Source organism: Actinomyces sp. oral taxon 448 str. F0400 (genome assembly GCF_000220835.1).
Taxonomy (GTDB): domain Bacteria; phylum Actinomycetota; class Actinomycetes; order Actinomycetales; family Actinomycetaceae; genus Actinomyces.
The window spans coordinates 324,106-340,959 of sequence record NZ_GL985606.1; the positions used below are offsets into that span (position 1 = coordinate 324,106).

At 68.9% G+C, this 16,854-nt stretch carries 13 protein-coding genes; 5 read left to right on the plus strand and 8 right to left on the minus strand.

The annotated features are described in order from the left end of the window. Positions 1–228: 228 nt before the first annotated feature. From HMPREF9062_RS01460 to HMPREF9062_RS01470, 3 genes are read left to right on the plus strand one after another with little or no spacing between them, the layout of a single operon-like run. Positions 229–609 carry a PadR family transcriptional regulator gene (locus HMPREF9062_RS01460; RefSeq protein WP_009409850.1) on the plus strand — a complete coding sequence of 127 codons (381 nt, stop codon included), beginning with the start codon at positions 229–231 and terminating at the stop codon, positions 607–609. After that, a complete protein-coding gene (locus HMPREF9062_RS01465) occupies positions 606–1,520 on the plus strand; it encodes an ATP-binding cassette domain-containing protein (RefSeq protein ID WP_009409851.1) in 915 nt (304 codons plus the stop codon). Before HMPREF9062_RS01460 ends, HMPREF9062_RS01465 begins: the two co-directional genes overlap by 4 nt. Beyond that, the gene (locus HMPREF9062_RS01470) at positions 1,517–2,278 is read left to right on the plus strand and encodes a hypothetical protein (RefSeq protein WP_034253495.1); all 762 of its coding nucleotides are present in this window, start codon (positions 1,517–1,519) and stop codon (positions 2,276–2,278) included. Before HMPREF9062_RS01465 ends, HMPREF9062_RS01470 begins: the two co-directional genes overlap by 4 nt. 56 nt (positions 2,279–2,334) lie before the next feature. Here the strand turns inward: HMPREF9062_RS01470 and dnaB are convergent, their stop codons facing one another. Beyond that, the gene (gene dnaB, locus HMPREF9062_RS01475; protein WP_009409853.1) at positions 2,335–3,798 is read right to left on the minus strand and encodes a replicative DNA helicase; all 1,464 of its coding nucleotides are present in this window, start codon (positions 3,796–3,798) and stop codon (positions 2,335–2,337) included. Between the two features lie 421 nt (positions 3,799–4,219). On the opposite strand from dnaB, the gene HMPREF9062_RS01480 reads away from it, so the two are divergent. After that, entirely contained in the window at positions 4,220–5,671 is a 1,452-nt protein-coding gene (locus tag HMPREF9062_RS01480; RefSeq protein ID WP_050795297.1) for an MATE family efflux transporter, read from the plus strand. A gap of 78 nt (positions 5,672–5,749) precedes the next feature. Here the strand turns inward: HMPREF9062_RS01480 and rplI are convergent, their stop codons facing one another. The 5 genes from rplI to HMPREF9062_RS01505 all read right to left on the minus strand — a co-directional run bounded on the left by rplI (position 5,750) and on the right by HMPREF9062_RS01505 (position 10,246). Then, the gene (rplI, locus tag HMPREF9062_RS01485; protein WP_009409855.1) at positions 5,750–6,208 is read right to left on the minus strand and encodes a 50S ribosomal protein L9; all 459 of its coding nucleotides are present in this window, start codon (positions 6,206–6,208) and stop codon (positions 5,750–5,752) included. 17 nt (positions 6,209–6,225) lie between these two features. Beyond that, positions 6,226–6,462: a 30S ribosomal protein S18 gene (gene rpsR / locus HMPREF9062_RS01490; RefSeq protein WP_009409856.1), complete on the minus strand. Its 237-nt coding sequence runs from the start codon at positions 6,460–6,462 to the stop codon at positions 6,226–6,228. Between the two features lie 151 nt (positions 6,463–6,613). After that, complete coding sequence (locus tag HMPREF9062_RS01495) at positions 6,614–7,165, minus strand: single-stranded DNA-binding protein (RefSeq protein WP_009409857.1); 552 nt, start codon at positions 7,163–7,165, stop codon at positions 6,614–6,616. Positions 7,166–7,189: 24 nt separating this feature from the next. Further along, on the minus strand, positions 7,190–7,477 hold the full coding sequence (rpsF, locus tag HMPREF9062_RS01500) for a 30S ribosomal protein S6 (protein WP_009409858.1): 288 nt from the start codon (positions 7,475–7,477) through the stop codon (positions 7,190–7,192). Between the two features lie 264 nt (positions 7,478–7,741). Beyond that, on the minus strand, positions 7,742–10,246 hold the full coding sequence (locus HMPREF9062_RS01505) for a transglycosylase domain-containing protein (RefSeq protein WP_009409859.1): 2,505 nt from the start codon (positions 10,244–10,246) through the stop codon (positions 7,742–7,744). Positions 10,247–10,674: 428 nt separating this feature from the next. Between HMPREF9062_RS01505 and HMPREF9062_RS01510 the strand changes: the two genes are divergently transcribed. Beyond that, entirely contained in the window at positions 10,675–14,148 is a 3,474-nt protein-coding gene (locus HMPREF9062_RS01510; RefSeq protein WP_009409860.1) for a hypothetical protein, read from the plus strand. 128 nt (positions 14,149–14,276) lie between these two features. Here the strand turns inward: HMPREF9062_RS01510 and HMPREF9062_RS01515 are convergent, their stop codons facing one another. Next, complete coding sequence (locus HMPREF9062_RS01515; protein ID WP_034253499.1) at positions 14,277–15,101, minus strand: MerR family transcriptional regulator; 825 nt, start codon at positions 15,099–15,101, stop codon at positions 14,277–14,279. A gap of 433 nt (positions 15,102–15,534) precedes the next feature. Continuing rightward, a complete protein-coding gene (locus tag HMPREF9062_RS01520) occupies positions 15,535–16,836 on the minus strand; it encodes an MFS transporter (protein WP_009409862.1) in 1,302 nt (433 codons plus the stop codon). Positions 16,837–16,854: the final 18 nt, after the last annotated feature.

Here is a 16,854-nt window from a genome sequence, read left to right on the forward strand (position 1 = left end):
AGCGCACCGCCCCCGCTTCCGCCGGGCCGTTCTCATCATGGTTCCGCCCGAATGCCACAACCGTGTTGGATTAACACTCCTCTAAATCAACATTCCGCATGGTTCCGGGCCACAGGTCGTGCACGACCGGGGCTGCGTCTGCGACCCGGCCACCCGGATGCACGATCCAGGCGGCGCGAGCCCCACATCCAGTAGACAGATTATCTACTATCTAGGTAATCTACCTACATGGACTCTTCGACTTCCCGCCTTCTGCGCGGCCTCCTCGAACCCTGCCTGCTCGCTCTCCTCGAAAACGGTGCCGACTACGGTCTGTCTCTCACCCGTCGTCTGACCGACGCCGGCCTGGAGAAGGTTCCCGGCGGCAGCCTCTACCCGGCACTCACCCGCCTGGAACGCCGTGGCCTGGTGGCCACCTCCACCCGCCCCTCCGTCTCCGGCCCGGCCCGCAAGTACTACGAGCTCACCGACGCCGGCCGCGCCGAGCTCGCGGCACGTCGCGAGGAGTGGCGCGCCCTCCGCACCGCCTTCTCAGCCGTCCTCGAAGGCGCCCCGCCCCGAACGCACACCGGGGACCAGACCCGGGCGGCAGACGGGGCACACGCATGAGCGCCGCCCTCAGGGGGCAGTCCCCGCGCCGCCCCGAAGCCGGCCTGACCGATGCCGCCTGGTACCGCAGCCTCACCTGCGAGCTGCGCGCTCGCGGCCTGCATCCTCAGGAGGTCGAGCGCGCCGTCACCGACGCCCGCGCGGAGACGACCGCCGCCGGCACCACCCCAGCGGCCCTCCTCGGCCCCGCCGTCCTGTACGCCCGCGAGCTCGCCTCCGCTCTGAAGGAGGACGGCGCCGATCCTCACCGACGGGCCCCGGAGCCGATGCTCGGCCCGGTTATCCTGCGGGTGCGCGGCGTGACCGCCCGTCGCGGTCGCCGCACCGTCCTATCGGATCTCGACCTGACGGTCCGACGCGGTGAGGTCGTCGCCGTCGTCGGGGCCAACGGGGCGGGAAAGTCCACTCTCCTCCAGGTCTGCGCCGGACTGCTGCATGCGGCTTCCGGCAGCGTCGAGCGCACCGACCGATTCGGTTACGCACCCCAGCTCGACGCTCTGGCTCCGCTGCTCACCGTCGACGAACACCTGCGCCTGTTCGGGGCGGCCGACGGCGCGGGTCGGGCCCATTCGATCTCCACCGGCCACCGGATCCTGCAGCGTCTGGGCTGGAGACCCGACGGCGGACAGGCCGTGGGCACCCTGTCGGGAGGAACTCAGCAGAAGCTCAACCTCGCCCTGGCCCAGCTCGCCTCCCCCGAACTGCTTCTCCTCGATGAGCCCTATCAGGGTTTGGACGCTCTTGCCTATGAGGATCTGTGGATGCTCATCGAGGCCTGGCGGAGCTCCGGGGCGGGAGTGCTCCTCGTCACTCACTTACTGCGGGACATCGACTTCGTCGACCGTGTTGTCGAACTGCCCGCCCCCGAGTCCTCGACCGAGGACCGCATCGCGACGGAGCATGCCGCATGACCGCGACAACCATCGCACGCCCCACCGGTCCGACTCCGGGTGCCGAGCACCGCCCGCGTCTCGTGCGCACCGCGGGATTGGTCGCCCTCATCACCGCGCGAGAACTCTTCCGACGGCGCGGAGCGATCGCTCTCGCCCTCCTGCTGCCACTCACCTTCTACCTGGCACGGATCGATGCGCACTGGACGGCACTGCGCCTGCTGTCGATCGGCCTGGGCTGGGCGGCCGCGACTCTCGCCCTGTTCACGACGGTCTCCTCGCGCTCGGTGGACCGGCGGCTCGCCGCGAGCGGAGCCAGTCCGACGGCACTGGTTCTGGGCAGGCACACCGCGGTCCTGGTTCTCGGCTGGACCATCAGCGCGCTCTACACCGTACTCGTCGAGCTCACGATCGGGGACGACCTGGCTCACCCGGGTGCCGTCCCGCTCATGCTGCTGCTGACTGTGACCGTGTCGGCGCCTTTCGGGTCGCTGGCCGCCGTCCTCGTCCCCAGGGATCTGGAAGGTGCGCTCCTACTCCTAGCGGCCATGGCCCTCCAGCTCCTCGTGGACCCGGCCGCCGGCTGGACGCGGGTGCTGCCGCTGTGGTCGACACGCGAGCTGTCCAGCTACGTCGTCGAGGAGCTGGGGACGCAAGCGGACGGCTACCTGTGGCGCGGGCTGGCTCACGGAGCCGGCTTCGCCGTCGGACTGACGGCGCTGACCTGGGTGCTGGGCGCTCGACGACTGCGGGTGATCCACCTGCCCGAACCGCGCTGACCGGGGCCGTCGGGCCGACGATGAGAACGGCCCGACGGCCGCCCGGCGGCTTACCGTTACTCGTAGGCGGGATCACCGCTGACGTCGCGCGCCATATTGGCGAAGCGCGACAGGTGTCCCTGGAAAGCCACCGGGATGGTGCGGGTCTGCCCGTTGCGATGCTTGGCCACGATGATATCCGCCTCGCCCGCGCGCTCCTCCGGCTGGTAGTACTCGGGCCGGTGCAGCAGCATAATGATATCGGCGTCCTGTTCAAGGGATCCGGATTCGCGCAGGTCGGACATCTGCGGTCTGTTGCCGGTGCGCTGCTCGGGGCCGCGATTGAGCTGGGCGACGGCGACCACCGGAACTTCGAGCTCCTTGGCCAGCAGCTTGAGTGAGCGGGAGAACTCGGATACCTCCTGCTGACGCGACTCGACCCGTCTGCCCGAGGTCATCAACTGCAGGTAATCGACGACCATGAGACCCAGATCGTTGTGCTGCCTGAGTCGCAGGGCCTTGGAACGGATTTCCGGCATGGTCAGGTTCGGGGAGTCGTCGATGAACAGCGGCGCCTCGCTGACGGGGTTGTAGGCGCGCGCCACGTTCTCCCAGTCGCGTTCGCTCATCTGCCGCCCGCCGCGCAGCTTGTTCATATCCACCCCGGACTCCGCGGCCAGAATGCGCATCATGAGCTCCATGCGCCCCATCTCCAAGGAGAAGTAGCAGCTGGGAATGAATCCGCCGTCCGCACGCCGGGAGTGCAGGGAGGCCGAGCGGCAGAAGTCGACGGCAAGAGTCGACTTGCCCATGGCGGGGCGGGCCGCGACGATGATCATCTGCCCGGGGTGCAGCCCGCCGGTCAATTCGTCGAGCTCGACGAAGCCCGTGGGCACGCCCGTCATCTGGCCGTTCTCCCGGGCCTGTCCGGCCTCGATCTCCAGATTCGCCTCGTTGAGCAGCTCACCGACCGGGGCGTAGTCCTCCTTCTCCCCCTCCGAGTGGACCACGGAGTAGACCTCGGCCTCAGCGAGCGTGACGAGCTCGGCGATGTCGCCGGCGTCCGCGGAGTAGCCGAGCTGGGTGATGCGCGTGCCCGCCTGGACGAGCCCGCGCATCAGGGCCTTCTCCCGCACGATGCGGGCGTAGTAGGCGGCGTTGGCGGCCGTCGGCACGGTGGCCATGAGCGAGGCGAGGTAGGGAGCGCCGCCCACGCGCTCGAGCTCGCCCCGCTTGGCCAGTTCGTCGGCGACAATGAGCGGGTCGGCCGGCTCGGAGCGGTTGTAGACCTCGACGAGGGCGTCGAAGATCGATTCGTGGGCCGGCTTGTAGAACTCGGATCCGCGCAGCACCTCGATGACGTCGGTGATCGCCTCCTTGCTCAGCAGCATGCCGCCGAGCGTGGCCATCTCAGCGTCGAGATCCTGGGGCGGGACGCGGTCGAAGGCGCCGTCGTAGCGCACCGGACCGGCGCTGACGGCGTCGTCGGAACGCTCGCTCCGCCCGGCCCCGAAGCCCGAACCGAGTTCGATATCCGTCATGAGCGCCTCCCTAGCCGCGCACCCGCGGCCGGGTGCGCGCGTGACCCTAGCCGGGCCCGCGCCTCACCCGCAAACGGCTTTCCACTCGCATCATGTGGACAAGTCGCGTGTCCTTGTGGAAAAAGGGGGCGTCCTTGTGGACGACGCGCCGCCGACCCTGTGGGCCTCCGGACCCGCCGTCAGGTGGATCAACATGAGCAGTGCGCATGAATCGTTGCAATAGCGGGGACCTTCATGCACGATCACGATTCACAGCACAAAGACTGGACGTCCCGGAAGAATCTGTGGACACGTGGGTAAACCTGTGGAAGAACCTCGACCTCACCCTGAGGTCGGGGGGTCGCGGGACCGCCCGCATGGGAGACTGCGCGTGCCGTCCACCTTCTCGACCCCCGGGCACCGCCCCGGATTCCAGGAAACCGTGTCCCACTCCGCCGCTTCACCCGCTTCGTCACATCGCCCCCCGTCCCCGCCCTCGGGCCTGGACCGCCGGATCCTGTCCCTGGCCGTACCCGCCCTCGGCGCCCTGGTCGCTGAACCGTTGTTCGTACTCATCGATTCGGCGATGGTGGGTCACCTGGGCGCCACGAGTCTGGCGGGCCTGTCCCTGGCCTCGTCAGTGCTGACCACCGTCGTGGGTCTGTTCGTTTTCTTGGCCTACGCCACAACGGCGACCACCGCTCGGCTCTTCGGCGCGGGCGACCGGGCCGGGGGCCTGCGCGCCGGCGTCGACGGCGCCTGGCTGGCGGGGTTCCTCGGACTCGGGGCCGCGGTGGTGCTGGCGGCAACCGCGCCGCGAGTGGCCTCCGCGATGGGGGCGGAGGGTGACGTCGCCCGGGCCGCGACCGCCTACCTGCAGGCCTCAGCTCCTGGAATCCCCGGGATGCTCGTGGTCTATGCAGCCACGGGAACGCTGCGGGGACTGCTAGACACCCGGACTCCCTTCGTTGTCGCCACGAGCGGCGCCGTGCTCAACGCGGGCTTGAACGCAGTGCTTCTGTACGGCGCGCGGATGGGAGTCGCCGGGTCGGGGCTCGGGACTGCGATCGCTCAGAGCATCATGGCCGCGACACTCATGATTCCGGTGATCCGGGCCGCCCGCGTCGCCGAGATCGGCCTGCTCCCCCGGCGGCGCGGGTTGCGAACATCCTTGGGTGCGGGGACTCCGCTGCTCGTGCGCACGCTGTCGCTGCGAATCGCGATCCTGGCGACCGTGTGGTCGGCAACGGCGCTCGGCGACGTGCCCTTGGCCGCGCACCAGGTGGTGAACTCGGTGTGGAACTTCGCGTCTTTCGCGCTGGACGCTCTGGCGATCGCCGCGCAGGCACTAGTCGGTAATGCGCTCGGCCGGGCGGACGCCGGACGCGAGGCGGGCGCGGAGGAGGCCACGAGAGACGCGGGGCCGCCGGGGGCCGCCGGGGGCGGCCCGGTTGCTGCCGAGGGTGATCCGCGGCGCGCCCTGGACGCGGTGCTGCGCCGGTGCCTGACATGGGGGGTGGCGGTCGGCGCGGTCATCGGCGTCGTTCTGGCGGCGGTGAGCCTGTGGCTGCCTCGTATCTTCAGCTCGGATGCGGCGGTGGTCTCCGCCGCGACACCGGCCCTGGTTGTGGCCGCATCGGCGATGCCGTTGGCCGGTGCCGTCTACCTGTTCGACGGCGTTCTCATGGGTGCGGGCGATGGCGGCTATCTGGCGCGCGCCGGGCTCCTCACTCTCGTGCCGTACCTGCCCCTGGTGGTGATCGTAGCCGAGGGGCGGCTCGCCGATGGTACGGCCGGGCTCGTGTGCCTGTGGGCCGCCTTCGCGTGGGTGTTCATGGGGGCACGGGCGCTGACGACCGGCCTGCGAACCCGCGGCGGGGCGTGGCGGAGCTGATGCGGCTGGTGCGCGGTGACGCACCGCCGCCCGCGCGGTCGAAGGATCGCCCCGACCACGCGGACCGAGAAGAAGGACTCAGCGAGCGGCGGCGACGACGTCGACCTCAAGAGGGGCGACGACGTCGGGGTGAAGCCGAACTGAGGCGCTGTGACGGCCGGTCGACTTGATCGGGGGAACGACCTCGATCTTGCGGCGGTCCAGGGCGGGGCCGCCGGCTTCCTTGACGGCCGCAGCGAGATCGGCAGTGGTGACGCCGCCGAAGAGACGACCATTGGCGCCGGCCGAGGCGATGACCGTGACGACGTTCTCGTTCAGCCAGTCACGAGCCTCCTGGGCCTGCTCGAGAGAAACGATGGCGCGCCTGCGACGGGCCTCGGTCATCTGATCGATCTGACGCTGGGCGCCCTTCGTCCACGGGGTCGCGAGCCTGCGGGGGAGAAGGTAGTTGCGGGCGTAACCGTCCTTGACCGTGACGACCTCACCAGCGGTGCCGAGGTGCGTCACGTCGTGCGTGAGAATGAGCTTGGTGGTCATGGCGTCCTCCTCCCCCGTCAGCGAGCGGAGCTCGAGTAGGGGAGCAGGGCCATCTCGCGCGCGTTCTTCACGGCCTTGGCGATCTTGCGCTGCTCCTGAACGGAAACGCCGGTGACGCGACGGGCACGGATCTTGCCGCGGTCCGAGATGAACTTCCGCAGCGTGGCCGTGTCCTTGTAGTCGATGACGCCGACTTTGACGGTCTTGACCGGGCCGACCTTCTTCTTCGGCTTACGAAGCTGAGGCTTCGCCATAGTGGTACTCCTTGCTTCGAGCGCTCGTGGCGCTCATACGAGATTGTTGGTGCGCGGCGCCGGGCACCGGCGCGCTGCGCGTGCGAGACACGGGAACAAGTCTCGTCGATTCCGGCCCCGGACCATCGACGGGAGCCGGGGGCTGGCGGCGTCAGAACGGGGGCTCGTCGCCGAAGCTGGTCGTCCCGCCGGTGGCCCACGGGTCGTCCGGGGCCCCACCGGCGGGGGCGTTGTAACTGGGCTGGTTGCCGCCGCCGGAGTAGCCGCCACCGCTCTGGTACCCGCCCTGCTGCTGGTTGCCGCCGCCAGAGTACCCCCCGGCGTAGCTCGAGCCGCCGCGCTCGTTACGCGTGACCTGAGCCCGGGCACGGAACAGGGAGGGGCCGACCTCGCAGTTCTTGAGCTCGAAGACGGTGCGCTGCTCGCCGGACTGCGTCTGGTACGAGCGCTGGTTCAAATTGCCCTGAACGATGACGCGCATGCCCTTCTTGAGGGACTCGCCCGCATTCTCAGCGGCCTCGCGCCACACCTCGCAACCCAGGAAGAGCGGGTTACCGTCCTCCCACTCGCCCGTCTGACGGTTGCGGATGCGCGGGGTCGAGGCCACCCTGAACGAGCAGACGGGAATGCCGCTGCTGGTGTACCGCAGCTCCGGGTCCGCAGTGAGATTTCCAATGACGGTGACGGTGGTCTCGCCAGCCATACTTCCTCTCCGTTCCCGGCCTGATCAGGCCTCGGGGCGCAGGAGCTTGGTGCGCAAGACCGACTCGTTGAGGCCGAGCTGGCGGTCGAGCTCCTGGGCGATCTCCGGCGTGGTGGTCATGTCGACGACGATGTAGAAGCCCTCGGACTTCTTCTTGATGTCGTACGCGAGACGGCGCTTGCCCCAGGTGTCGATCTTGTCGACCGTGCCTCCGCTGCTGGGGACGATCTGCAGCAGCTTCTCGAGCGTGGGAGCGATGGTGCGCTCGTCCGTCTCGGGGTTGAGAATGATCATGATCTCGTAGTGACGCATGCTTGGGTACCCACCTCCTCTGGTCTCAAGCGGTCACGGTCCGTCCGTGACAGGAGGGTGATGCGCGTCGAGCCGACGGGTTCGCGGCCCGGCGGCCGACTGACTAAGCACACTACCGTAGACGCCGCTTCGCCCGGAAGCCGGACCCCTGACCGGGCGACGTGCGGTGCGCCACGTGCAGTGCCCGTGCACTGCTGTCCTGCACGCGCCCCCCGGCGTGGAGCACTGCGGAACGGAGTCGGCACTCCCCGGAGAATCGGAAATCTAGTTGCGATTGTTCTTCTGCGGGCCACCTTGCTGCTGCTCCGCACGGCGTTCCAGTTCGCCGGGTTTATCGGCACCCCCTCCTGGATTATTGGGAACCACCTCCCCCCCGCTCCCATTACCGCCGGGTTTGGTCGGGGAATCCTGTCCTCCGCCGTTCTGGGGAGGCTGCGCCGTCTGACCCGGCGGCTCGTTGCCGTCGCCCCGGTCCGGTGTCGGCTCCGCGGTCGGCTCGTTGTCCACGGGCGGCTGCTCGTCGTCGGGCTCCTCCGTCCTCGGCTGCGGAGCGGTCGTCGGCACCGGAGCCTGCCGTTGAGTCGGCTGCGGCTGCGGAGCGGGAGCGTAGTCGTCCTCCACCGGCATCGACGTGCCGTTGAGGGAGCCCCGCTGGTAGGACTCGGCGGTGCGATCGGGGAAGTCCTCCACCGGCAGGTCCTTGAGCGCCGTCTGCATGTACTCGGTGAAAATGTCGGCCGGATAGGTCGAGCCCGTGATCTCGTCGTACTCGCCCCAGGGCGTAATCGATTCCTCCGAACCGTCCTCACCGGTCTGGTAGAGGGTGACGGCGGTGGCGATCTGTGGGGTGTAGCCGACGAACTGGGCGGACTTGTTATCGCTGGAGGATCCCGTCTTGGCGGCGATCGGCCGCCCCAGCGACCTGGCGGTGTCCCCCGAGCCGGAATTGACGACCTGCTGCATGGCGTAGGTGGAGTCCGCCATGACGCCGTCGTCGAAGACCTTATCGCCGTCGGTGGAGGGCGTGTAGGACACCGACCCCGAATTGTTGGCCACCGAGGAGACGATGTGGGTGTCGCGCCGCGTCCCCTGGGACGCGAAGGTCGCGTAGGCCGTGGCGATGTCGAGGGTGTGCGGTGAGGCGGATCCGAGCACGTTCTGGATGTTGGACTCCATGCCGATCGTGTCCTCGGGGTAGCCGGCCCGCTGCGCCACCTCGTTGGTCGTATCCGGTCCCACGTCGCGGTTGAGCTGGACGTAGGGCGTGTTGACCGAGTACGTCGTCGCCGTGATCAGATCGGCCCAGGAGAACTGGGCGTTCTGGAAGTTGCGGAAAGTGGTCCCTTCCACGTCCATCGGCGAAACTCCCTGATACCCGTTCGCCAGAGTCAACCCGCCCTCCAGACCGGCGATGAGCGCGAAGGGTTTATAGGTCGATCCCGCCTGAGCGACCGCCTCGGTCGAGGAGTTGATCTGGTTAGTCAGATAATCCGGCCCTCCGTACAGGGCGACGATGCCGCCGGTCTTCGCATCGATGGATACCAGTCCCGTGCGCAGGTTGTCGGAATGCCCCTCGGGGAGGTTGTCGACGGCGGTGACGGCGGCGTCCTGGTCGTCCTTGCTGACGGTGGTGACGATGTTCAGACCACCGGTGTCGATCTGCTCGTCGGTCAGACCGGCGTCGTCCTGGAGCTCGGAGCGCACGATCTGGAGGAGGTAGCCGGTGGGACCCGAGTAGGTCTCGGTGTTCTGCGAGGAGACGGTCTCCGGGTAGGACGCGGAGTCGTACTGGTCCTGAGTGATGTAGCCGTCCTCGAGCATGTAGTCGAGCACGCGCTGCCACCGCTCCTTCGCCTGGTCCGGGTTGATGGCGGGGTCCCAGGAGCTGGGAGCGGGCAGGATGCCCGCCACCAGCGCGGCCTCGGAGACAGTCATATCGGAGGCCGAGTGGCCGAAGAACGCCTGGGAGGCCGCCTCGACCCCGTAGGCGCCGCGCCCGTAGTAAACGGTGTTGAGGTAGGAGCCGAGGATCTCCTTCTTGCTCATCTCCCGATCGATCTTGATGGCCATGATGGCCTGCTTGAACTTGCCGCCGTAGGAGGAAGTCGTATCCACGTAGTAGTTCTTGACGTACTGCTGCGTGAGAGTCGAGGCCCCCTGGAGCCCGCCGCCGCGCATATTGTTGACGAAGGCGCGAGCGATGCCCCTGGGATCGACGCCGTTGTTGGAGTAGAAGCTCCGGTCCTCGCTGGCGACGACGGCGTTGCCGACGTAGTCGGGCAGGGTGCTCGTGTCGACGATGGTGCGGTCGACCTCCGAGAACTCGCCCATCTTGGTCGTGCCGTCGGCGTAGTAGACGGTGGTCGTCTGGGCCTGCGCGAACTCGCTGGGCTCGGGGACCTTGATCATCGCGTAGGCGACGACGAAGGTCCCCACGACGGCGATGATGAAGAGGAGGAAGGCCCCCAGGTAGAAGCGCCAGCCGGGGATCCAGCGCATGATCGGCCCCTTGCCCGCGCGCGGGTAGTTGATCAGACGACGGCGCTCGGTCGCATTCCTCCCACCGCCCGAACGCTTCTTCGGGGCCTTCGGAGTCTTCGACGTCGTCCCGCCCCGCCCGCCGGAGGAGCCCGAACCGCCCGCGGGCCGGGCGACGGCGGGCAACGGGTCGCCCCCCGCTGAGCCGGCCCTTCCCCCGGAGTAGCGACCAGCGGCCTGAGCCAGCTTCCTGCCACTCGGGCGCTTACCTTTGTTAGCGGAGTCTGCCACGCGGTCCTCATTTCTGTGCGGACGACGGCGAGGTGCCGTCACGGACTGTCGTCAAGTATGGCGGCTTCGGCAGGCCGTGAACAGCGAGAAGGGCCTGCGAGGTGTCCGAACGCCGATCATGGCACTCCCGGACGCCGGTTCGACGGCGCTCAGACACGCACCCGGACTCGGCGTCGAGCCGGACCCCGCCGGCCGCGATCGAGGCTCTGGAATGGCGTGATTCCGGTCGGGCTCGGGCCGACGGGGGCGACGAGGGCGCATCGAGGGCCCCGGCCCGTCCCGCGAATGACGGCGACCGGACACGCCCACTCACCTCACAGCCGTGGTGTCCGGCACGTCGGCCGGAGGGCGGGGCTCAGCCGATGGAGACGGACCCGATCGGTGGAGCGGAGCACGTGCGTGACGCATCTCGCCGATAGGCTCGGGTCATGAACTCATCCCCTACCACCCCCGCAACGACCACCTCAGCCAATTCAGCCATCGCGCTGCGCCTCGAACTGCTCGGCGCCCCCGTCCCGGATCATGCCGCCCGCTCCGACTTCGATCGGGAGACCGACCGCCTCGTGGCACCGATCCTGGCCCGTCAGCGAGAGCTGACCCGACGTCTGGCCAACCGCCCGTGCGCCGCGGACCGCCGCATCCAGGCCTTCCTGGACTCCTACCTCGACGGCGCCGCCGCCCAGCCCAGGCTGCCCGCTTCGACCTTCGTCCTGGACCAGCCGGGTCTGGCCCGCGCGCTGTCCCTGCCGGTGGATGCCACGAGCTTCACCTCCGATTACGTCGAGAGCTACAAAGTGCTCTCCGGCGTGCTCCACAACCCGCGCAACGATCGGCGCACCACGGCGGGCGTCTTCCACGTCGCCGAGGGCGGACTGCCCATCCCCGACGACAAGAAGGCCGTGCCCCGAGACGTCTTCGCCCGCGTGCTCGCGGCCGCCGTCGACGCCCCCGACAACCTCATGACGCTGCCGTGGGCCTCGAACCAGCCCGAGCCGGCTCGCTGCTTCGTCTCTCTGCTGCTGCGCCCCGTCGTCGTCCCCGAGGTGCCCGGCTTCTCCGCCGAGCGCCGCATGGAGATCCGATTCATCGCGCCCGGCGGCCTGGTGTCCAATCTCGACTTCGTCGAAGGCATCTTCGGCAACGGCGGAGACCCCTACCTGCCGGAGAACGACGCCTCCCTGGCGCCGGAATCATGGACCGGCCACACCGGCTGCGTCATCCTCGCCCCGCACCTGACCACCCTGACCAAGAAGGAGCTGGGGCTGCCGCGCTTCGAGGACGCCACCGAGCGCCAGCGCCGCGACGGCATGTGCTTCAAGGATGAGGCCGAGCTCTACAACGACGGCAAGGCCTTCAAACTCGTGGCTCGCGACGAGCGGGGCGTCATCGTCACCATCATCGCGGACAACTACTACGGCTACTGCAAGAAGGAGGTCAAGACCCAGATCGGCTACTCGGCCAACCTCTTCGGCTGCGTGGAGGAGGAGCACTCCGGCGGCGCCCTGGCCTACCCGCGCTACAACCTCGGCCAGGAGTACACAGACGCGCACACCCCCGCGAACGCCACGGTCGAGCGGGTGCTGGAGCGCAACCAGGGACGCTTCCAGGCGCGCGCGGACGGTTCGGCGGTCAAGACCGACGACGACACGATCGTCCTGGTGCCCGGCGGCGCCCATTTCTCGATGCGCACCCAGACGATCACCTGGGCCCGCGCCGACGGCGGCGAGGCCTCCATCCCGCTGCTGGTCGGCGAGGTCTACGTCACCCCGAGCGGGTACCGGATCCACGCCAAGCACCGTGAGGGCGACGCCACCCAGTGGCATCTGGTGGGCACCGCTCCGTGGGCCACCCAGGCGCACAAGCCGGCCACCGTCTCGGGCGGGGGCAAGTCGGAGATCTCCAAGTCGCTCCTGGACGCCTTCGTCTTCGGCGAGGCCTACGTCGGCGACGTGGACGCCGATTTCGACGCCGTTCAGAAGATCCTCGACGGCGACTACACTCACCGCTTCGTCGACAAGGCCAATGAGAGCGCGCACCACCGCTCCATCCTCTCCGAGCGGCGCTCACTGGGGAGCGTCATCAAGCTGTTGACGCCCTCGAGCATGTACACGGCCGAGTACAACGACTTCCTCGCCTCCATCCCGGCCCATGTCAAGGAGCTCATCTTCATTATCAAGCGCTACTACCAGCCGAGCTGGGGCTCCGACTGGCGCAGCCATTTCTCGGTGGGCGTGGTCAATGGCCGCAAGTCCAACCAGCTCCGGCTGGACGGGGAGACCGTGAAGGTCAACATGCTGCGGGTGGGATTCGAGGATGACGGCGCCTGGCGTCTGCTGTCCCTGCGCCCGGATTTCTCACCGGCCGCCAAGGTCCAGACCGAGGACGACATCACCGCCTCGATCGTGGCGCCCGGCGGTTCGGCCGCGACGGCCGGGGCGAGTGCATCGCGCAAGTTCGTCACCAACTGCGAGTCCCTGCTCTTCCAGCGTCCCGACGACGCCATCGTGCGCGGCTACGACAAGCAGACCGAGAAGGACATGTCCGGTGAGTCGGACACGGACCTGTTCATCTCCAACTTTCAGCCGTTGACTCCCGACGACGCCCGCGCCATGGTCGCCGACGCCCCCGGTCTGTCCCGCTTCACCGAGCCCATGCAGAACCTCGTGCGCCGCGCGGCCGCCCTCCCCGAGGCCGACGACCCGCGCCAGGAGATCTACTGGACCTCGACGGCCAACCCGCGCCTGGTCGGCGGCGCGCCGACTAAGAACCCGCGCTACCTGCAGATCCGCCCGGATATCGCTCACCCCGAGGACGTCGCGCTGGCCGACCTGTCCTCCCACCTGTACCGCAACACGCCGCTGACCGAGCCGGCGCGCCACAGCGTCGACGTCGTCGCCGCGGGGCGCCGCAACAATCCGCCCGAACCGGGCGTGCCCGCACTGTGCGCCTACAACCCCCTGCACTACATGGAGCCGCCCGAGCTGTTCATGGAGTTCATCTCCTCCATGACCGGCAAATCGCCCTCGACGACGGGCGCCGGCAGCGAGGGGGCGCTGACCAAGTCGCCGTTCAACGCGCTGCCGCCCGTCTACGATCTCAACGCCTCGCTGCTGTCCTACGCGCTGGGGGGCTACGACGGCTGGCTGTCCTCGGCCGGTTACATCGGCCCGAAGGTCAAGGTCGCCCATGACATCTCGCTGCTCGTGCCGGAGATCTTCTCGCGTATGACACCTCGGGAGCGCGACGCGCGCACCCTTATCGAGGCCGGTTTCCTCCAGCGCCTGGAGGACTTCGATTACGAGGGCCGCCGCATCGAGGCCTCGCGGCTGGGCTACCGCATGAACGAGGCCTTCGCAGCGACGTACTTCGGGCGCATCTTCCTGCACCCCGACGTCGTGTTCACCGAGGAGATGCTGAGACCCGAGCTGCAGGATCCGGGGATCTTCGCCGACTCCGTGGAGGTCATCGTGGCCACCCACCAGACCGTGGCGAAGCACTACGTCGACGACGGTTCCATCCAGTGGGCCGTCCCGCCGCTGCGGGCGCTGCTGGAGATCATGTACTCGGGGCGCTCGGCGGAGGGCTGGACGCTGGCGAGTCCGGAGTTCCGCGCCCTGTTCGAACGGGAGAACATTCTGGCCTCCGACTGGTACGCGGCGCGCGTGGATGCCAAGGTGGAGCGGGACCGCAAGCAGGCCGAGGCCTCGATCCGGGCGCTCACTCGCTTCACCACCACCCAGGGCAATGACGAGGTCACCACCCGCCTGGACATCGAGGGACGTCTGAGCGCGGCGCGCGCTTGGCTCGATAGGGTCGCCTCACCGGCCTACCGCGCGCATCTGGTCGGCACGCTCGGCCTCCAGCCCGCCCTGGCCGAGGGCGCGCCGATCGACGTCGCCTGACGCCGCCCGGCCGGTCTCCCCGCCGAGATCGGCTTTTCGGGCTGAGGGTGACGACGGCGTCGTCACCCTCAGCCCGAAAAGCCGACTTCGATCCGAAATGTCGATTTCGATTCGAGGCTCCGCGCCGGTCACTCCCAACACGCATTCGCCGGGTCCACCCCATGAGCCGCGGCGTTGGCGTCGATGACCTCCTTGAGCCAGGCGGTCAGGCCTGCCTCGTGACCGTCGTAGAACTCGGTGAAGCGCGGGTCCGCCACGTAGCCGCGGGCGATGAGCACCTGCTTGGAGTGGGTCGTGTCGAACCACTGATCGATGCTGGCCCGGTGCTGCTCGGCGAGCTCGTTGGCGCGCCTTGAGCCGGGCTTCACGCCCTCGCGCTTGGCATCGACCAGAGCGGTGATGAGCTGGAGGCTCTCCTGTGCGACGCGTGCCCAGTCCTCCTGCGTCATGGCCGCCTTGCGAGCCTCGGACTGGGCCCACTCATCGGTGCCGCCCCAGCGCTCCTCCGCCTCCTCGCGCCACTGCTCGCCCCAGTCGGTACCGAAGATCGACGCCCGCCGCGCGGCAGTCAGGTCGGTCTCATTCATGGTTTCCTCCATCATCGTGTCCACAGCCCGGAGCATCCGGGTCAGGTGGGCGATGCAATCCGTCAGAAGCTCGCGCTGGCGTGCCAGGTGGGCACGAGGGTCGACGTCGGGGCTATCGAGGATCCGGGCGATCTCGGCCAGGCTCATCCCGGTCTCCCGGTAGACGAGCACTTGATGGATCCGGGCGACGTCGTCGGTGTCGTAGAGCCGATAACCGGCCCAGGACCGGGTCGACGGTCTCACCAGGCCGATCTCGTCCCAGTGATGCAGGGTGCGCACGCTGACGCCGACCAGTCTCGCGGTCCGGCCGACCGTCAGCCCATCGGCATCGTCCGCGGGCTCGCCCCGCGTCGTCGTGCTCCTCACCGTCCCAGCATCGCTCACGACGATCAGATTTGTCCCTCACGCCGCGTGAGGGTCAAACGATCGCGGCGCCGCCACGCACGAGCCCGCGCCGCTCCACGCGAGTGCGCCCCGGCCCCGACCGACCGGTCCGACGTTCACAGGAACTTGCCAGGTCGTACAGGGGCGAGCTCCCAGCCGAACCGGGTTACATGATTCCTGCCGCCGGACGGAGCCGGCCGCGAGGGTTGGGGAACCCGACGACCGGCTGGTGTCCGAGACGGACCGGGTCTTAGGGAGCCCGGTTCGGTCGCTCCGGCGAAGGAGGAGCACTCCCCCGGGACTGGGAACCCGGCGGCGAGTCCCTCGACGACGAAGGCCCGCGGGCCGGGAGAGACAACCCGGTGCCGCGGGCCGCAGTCGTGCCCGGGCCCTCGCTGCACGGTCTCGGCCATCGTCACACCGCAGGAACGTCGCGCGGCCCCCCGCCGAGCCGGCGCACGGCGCACCGGTAGCCGGCCGCCACCATCCATACGACGACCACCAGCACCGCCTGAACCGTCCGCGACCAGCCGACGTCGGGGAGCACGAGCACGGATACGCCCGCGGCCAGGCATTCGGCCGAGTTGAACAGGACGTCGTAGATGGAGAAGGCGCGGCCGCGGAAGGCGTCGGCGGTGTCGGCCTGCACAATCGTGTCAACGGCGATCTTGGCGCCCTGCACACCGACGCCGAACACGAAGAGTCCCGCCGTCATCGCGGTGACCGAGTGCGTCACCACCAGGACGATCTGACCCACGGTTCCGCCGATCAGGCACATGACGACCCAGGTCGGGGGCGTCACCCGCTCATGAGCCAGCGGGGTGAGCACGACCGCCAGCCCGTGGCCGGCCACCATCGCCCCCATGAGGGTGCCGAAGAGGGCCAGACCGACGTCGGCGTTCTCGGGTGCCGCGAGCAGATTCCTCGCCGCCAGAATGAGCGTGATGAGCTCCATGCCGTAGACGAAGCGGTGCAGGGCCATGGTGATCAGGGCCAGGCCGGGTGTGCCGCGGCGTATGAGATAGCGGACGGCGGCGGCAAGGTCGTCGGCGGTCGCGGCCAGCGCGGGGGCCAGGCCCGTGCTGCGGTCAACCCGCTCGGGCCCCAGCTCGTCCCGGCCCAGGCGCGTGACGACCCCGGCCGCGAGCGTGTACAGCGCGACGGCGGCGACGAGGCTCGCCGTGTCCTGGGCTCCCTCGGGCAGTGTCAGGCGCATGAGAATGCCGAGCACGGCACCCATTGCGCTGGCCGCGCCGCCCAGAGTCGGCACGATGGAATTGGCCACCAGCAGGCGCTCGTGGTCGATGATCTGCGGCAGCCCGGCCGATAGGACGGACAGCAGGAAACGGTTGACGCCCAGGGCGATGAGAACGAGGGCGTAGACGGGCGGTCCGATTCCCACGGTACTCAGGCACAGCGCGGTGGCTCCGATGAGGCCGGCCCGTACGAGGTTGCCGACCAGGAGGGTCTGGCGCCGCCGCCAGCGGTCGATGAAAGGGCCGGTGAAGGGGCCGACGACGGAGAAGGGAAGCAGCATGACGACCAGCGCGGCAGCGACCCCGGCCGCGTCGGTCATGTTCTGCGGCCGGAAGAAGAAGAGCGTCGCCAGCCCCGCCTGGACCATGCCGTCGCCGGTCTGGGAGACGAGGCGGACGCCGAGCAGGGCGCGGAAGGCCGGGACAGTGGCGAGATCCTTGAGGTCAGCGGTCAGGCGCATGGTGCAAGACTGACGCAC

What these genes read in the sequence shown, in the direction of transcription:
- HMPREF9062_RS01470 (WP_034253495.1), top strand. Translation starts at nt 1,517, where the DNA reads ATGACCGCGACAACCATCGCACGCCCCACCGGTCCGACTCCGGGTGCC.
- dnaB (WP_009409853.1), bottom strand. Translation starts at nt 3,798, where the DNA reads ATGACGGATATCGAACTCGGTTCGGGCTTCGGGGCCGGGCGGAGCGAG.
- HMPREF9062_RS01460 (WP_009409850.1), top strand. Translation starts at nt 229, where the DNA reads ATGGACTCTTCGACTTCCCGCCTTCTGCGCGGCCTCCTCGAACCCTGC.
- HMPREF9062_RS01495 (WP_009409857.1), bottom strand. Translation starts at nt 7,165, where the DNA reads ATGGCTGGCGAGACCACCGTCACCGTCATTGGAAATCTCACTGCGGAC.
- HMPREF9062_RS01465 (WP_009409851.1), top strand. Translation starts at nt 606, where the DNA reads ATGAGCGCCGCCCTCAGGGGGCAGTCCCCGCGCCGCCCCGAAGCCGGC.
- rpsF (WP_009409858.1), bottom strand. Translation starts at nt 7,477, where the DNA reads ATGCGTCACTACGAGATCATGATCATTCTCAACCCCGAGACGGACGAG.
- rplI (WP_009409855.1), bottom strand. Translation starts at nt 6,208, where the DNA reads ATGACCACCAAGCTCATTCTCACGCACGACGTGACGCACCTCGGCACC.
- HMPREF9062_RS01520 (WP_009409862.1), bottom strand. Translation starts at nt 16,836, where the DNA reads ATGCGCCTGACCGCTGACCTCAAGGATCTCGCCACTGTCCCGGCCTTC.
- rpsR (WP_009409856.1), bottom strand. Translation starts at nt 6,462, where the DNA reads ATGGCGAAGCCTCAGCTTCGTAAGCCGAAGAAGAAGGTCGGCCCGGTC.
- HMPREF9062_RS01510 (WP_009409860.1), top strand. Translation starts at nt 10,675, where the DNA reads ATGAACTCATCCCCTACCACCCCCGCAACGACCACCTCAGCCAATTCA.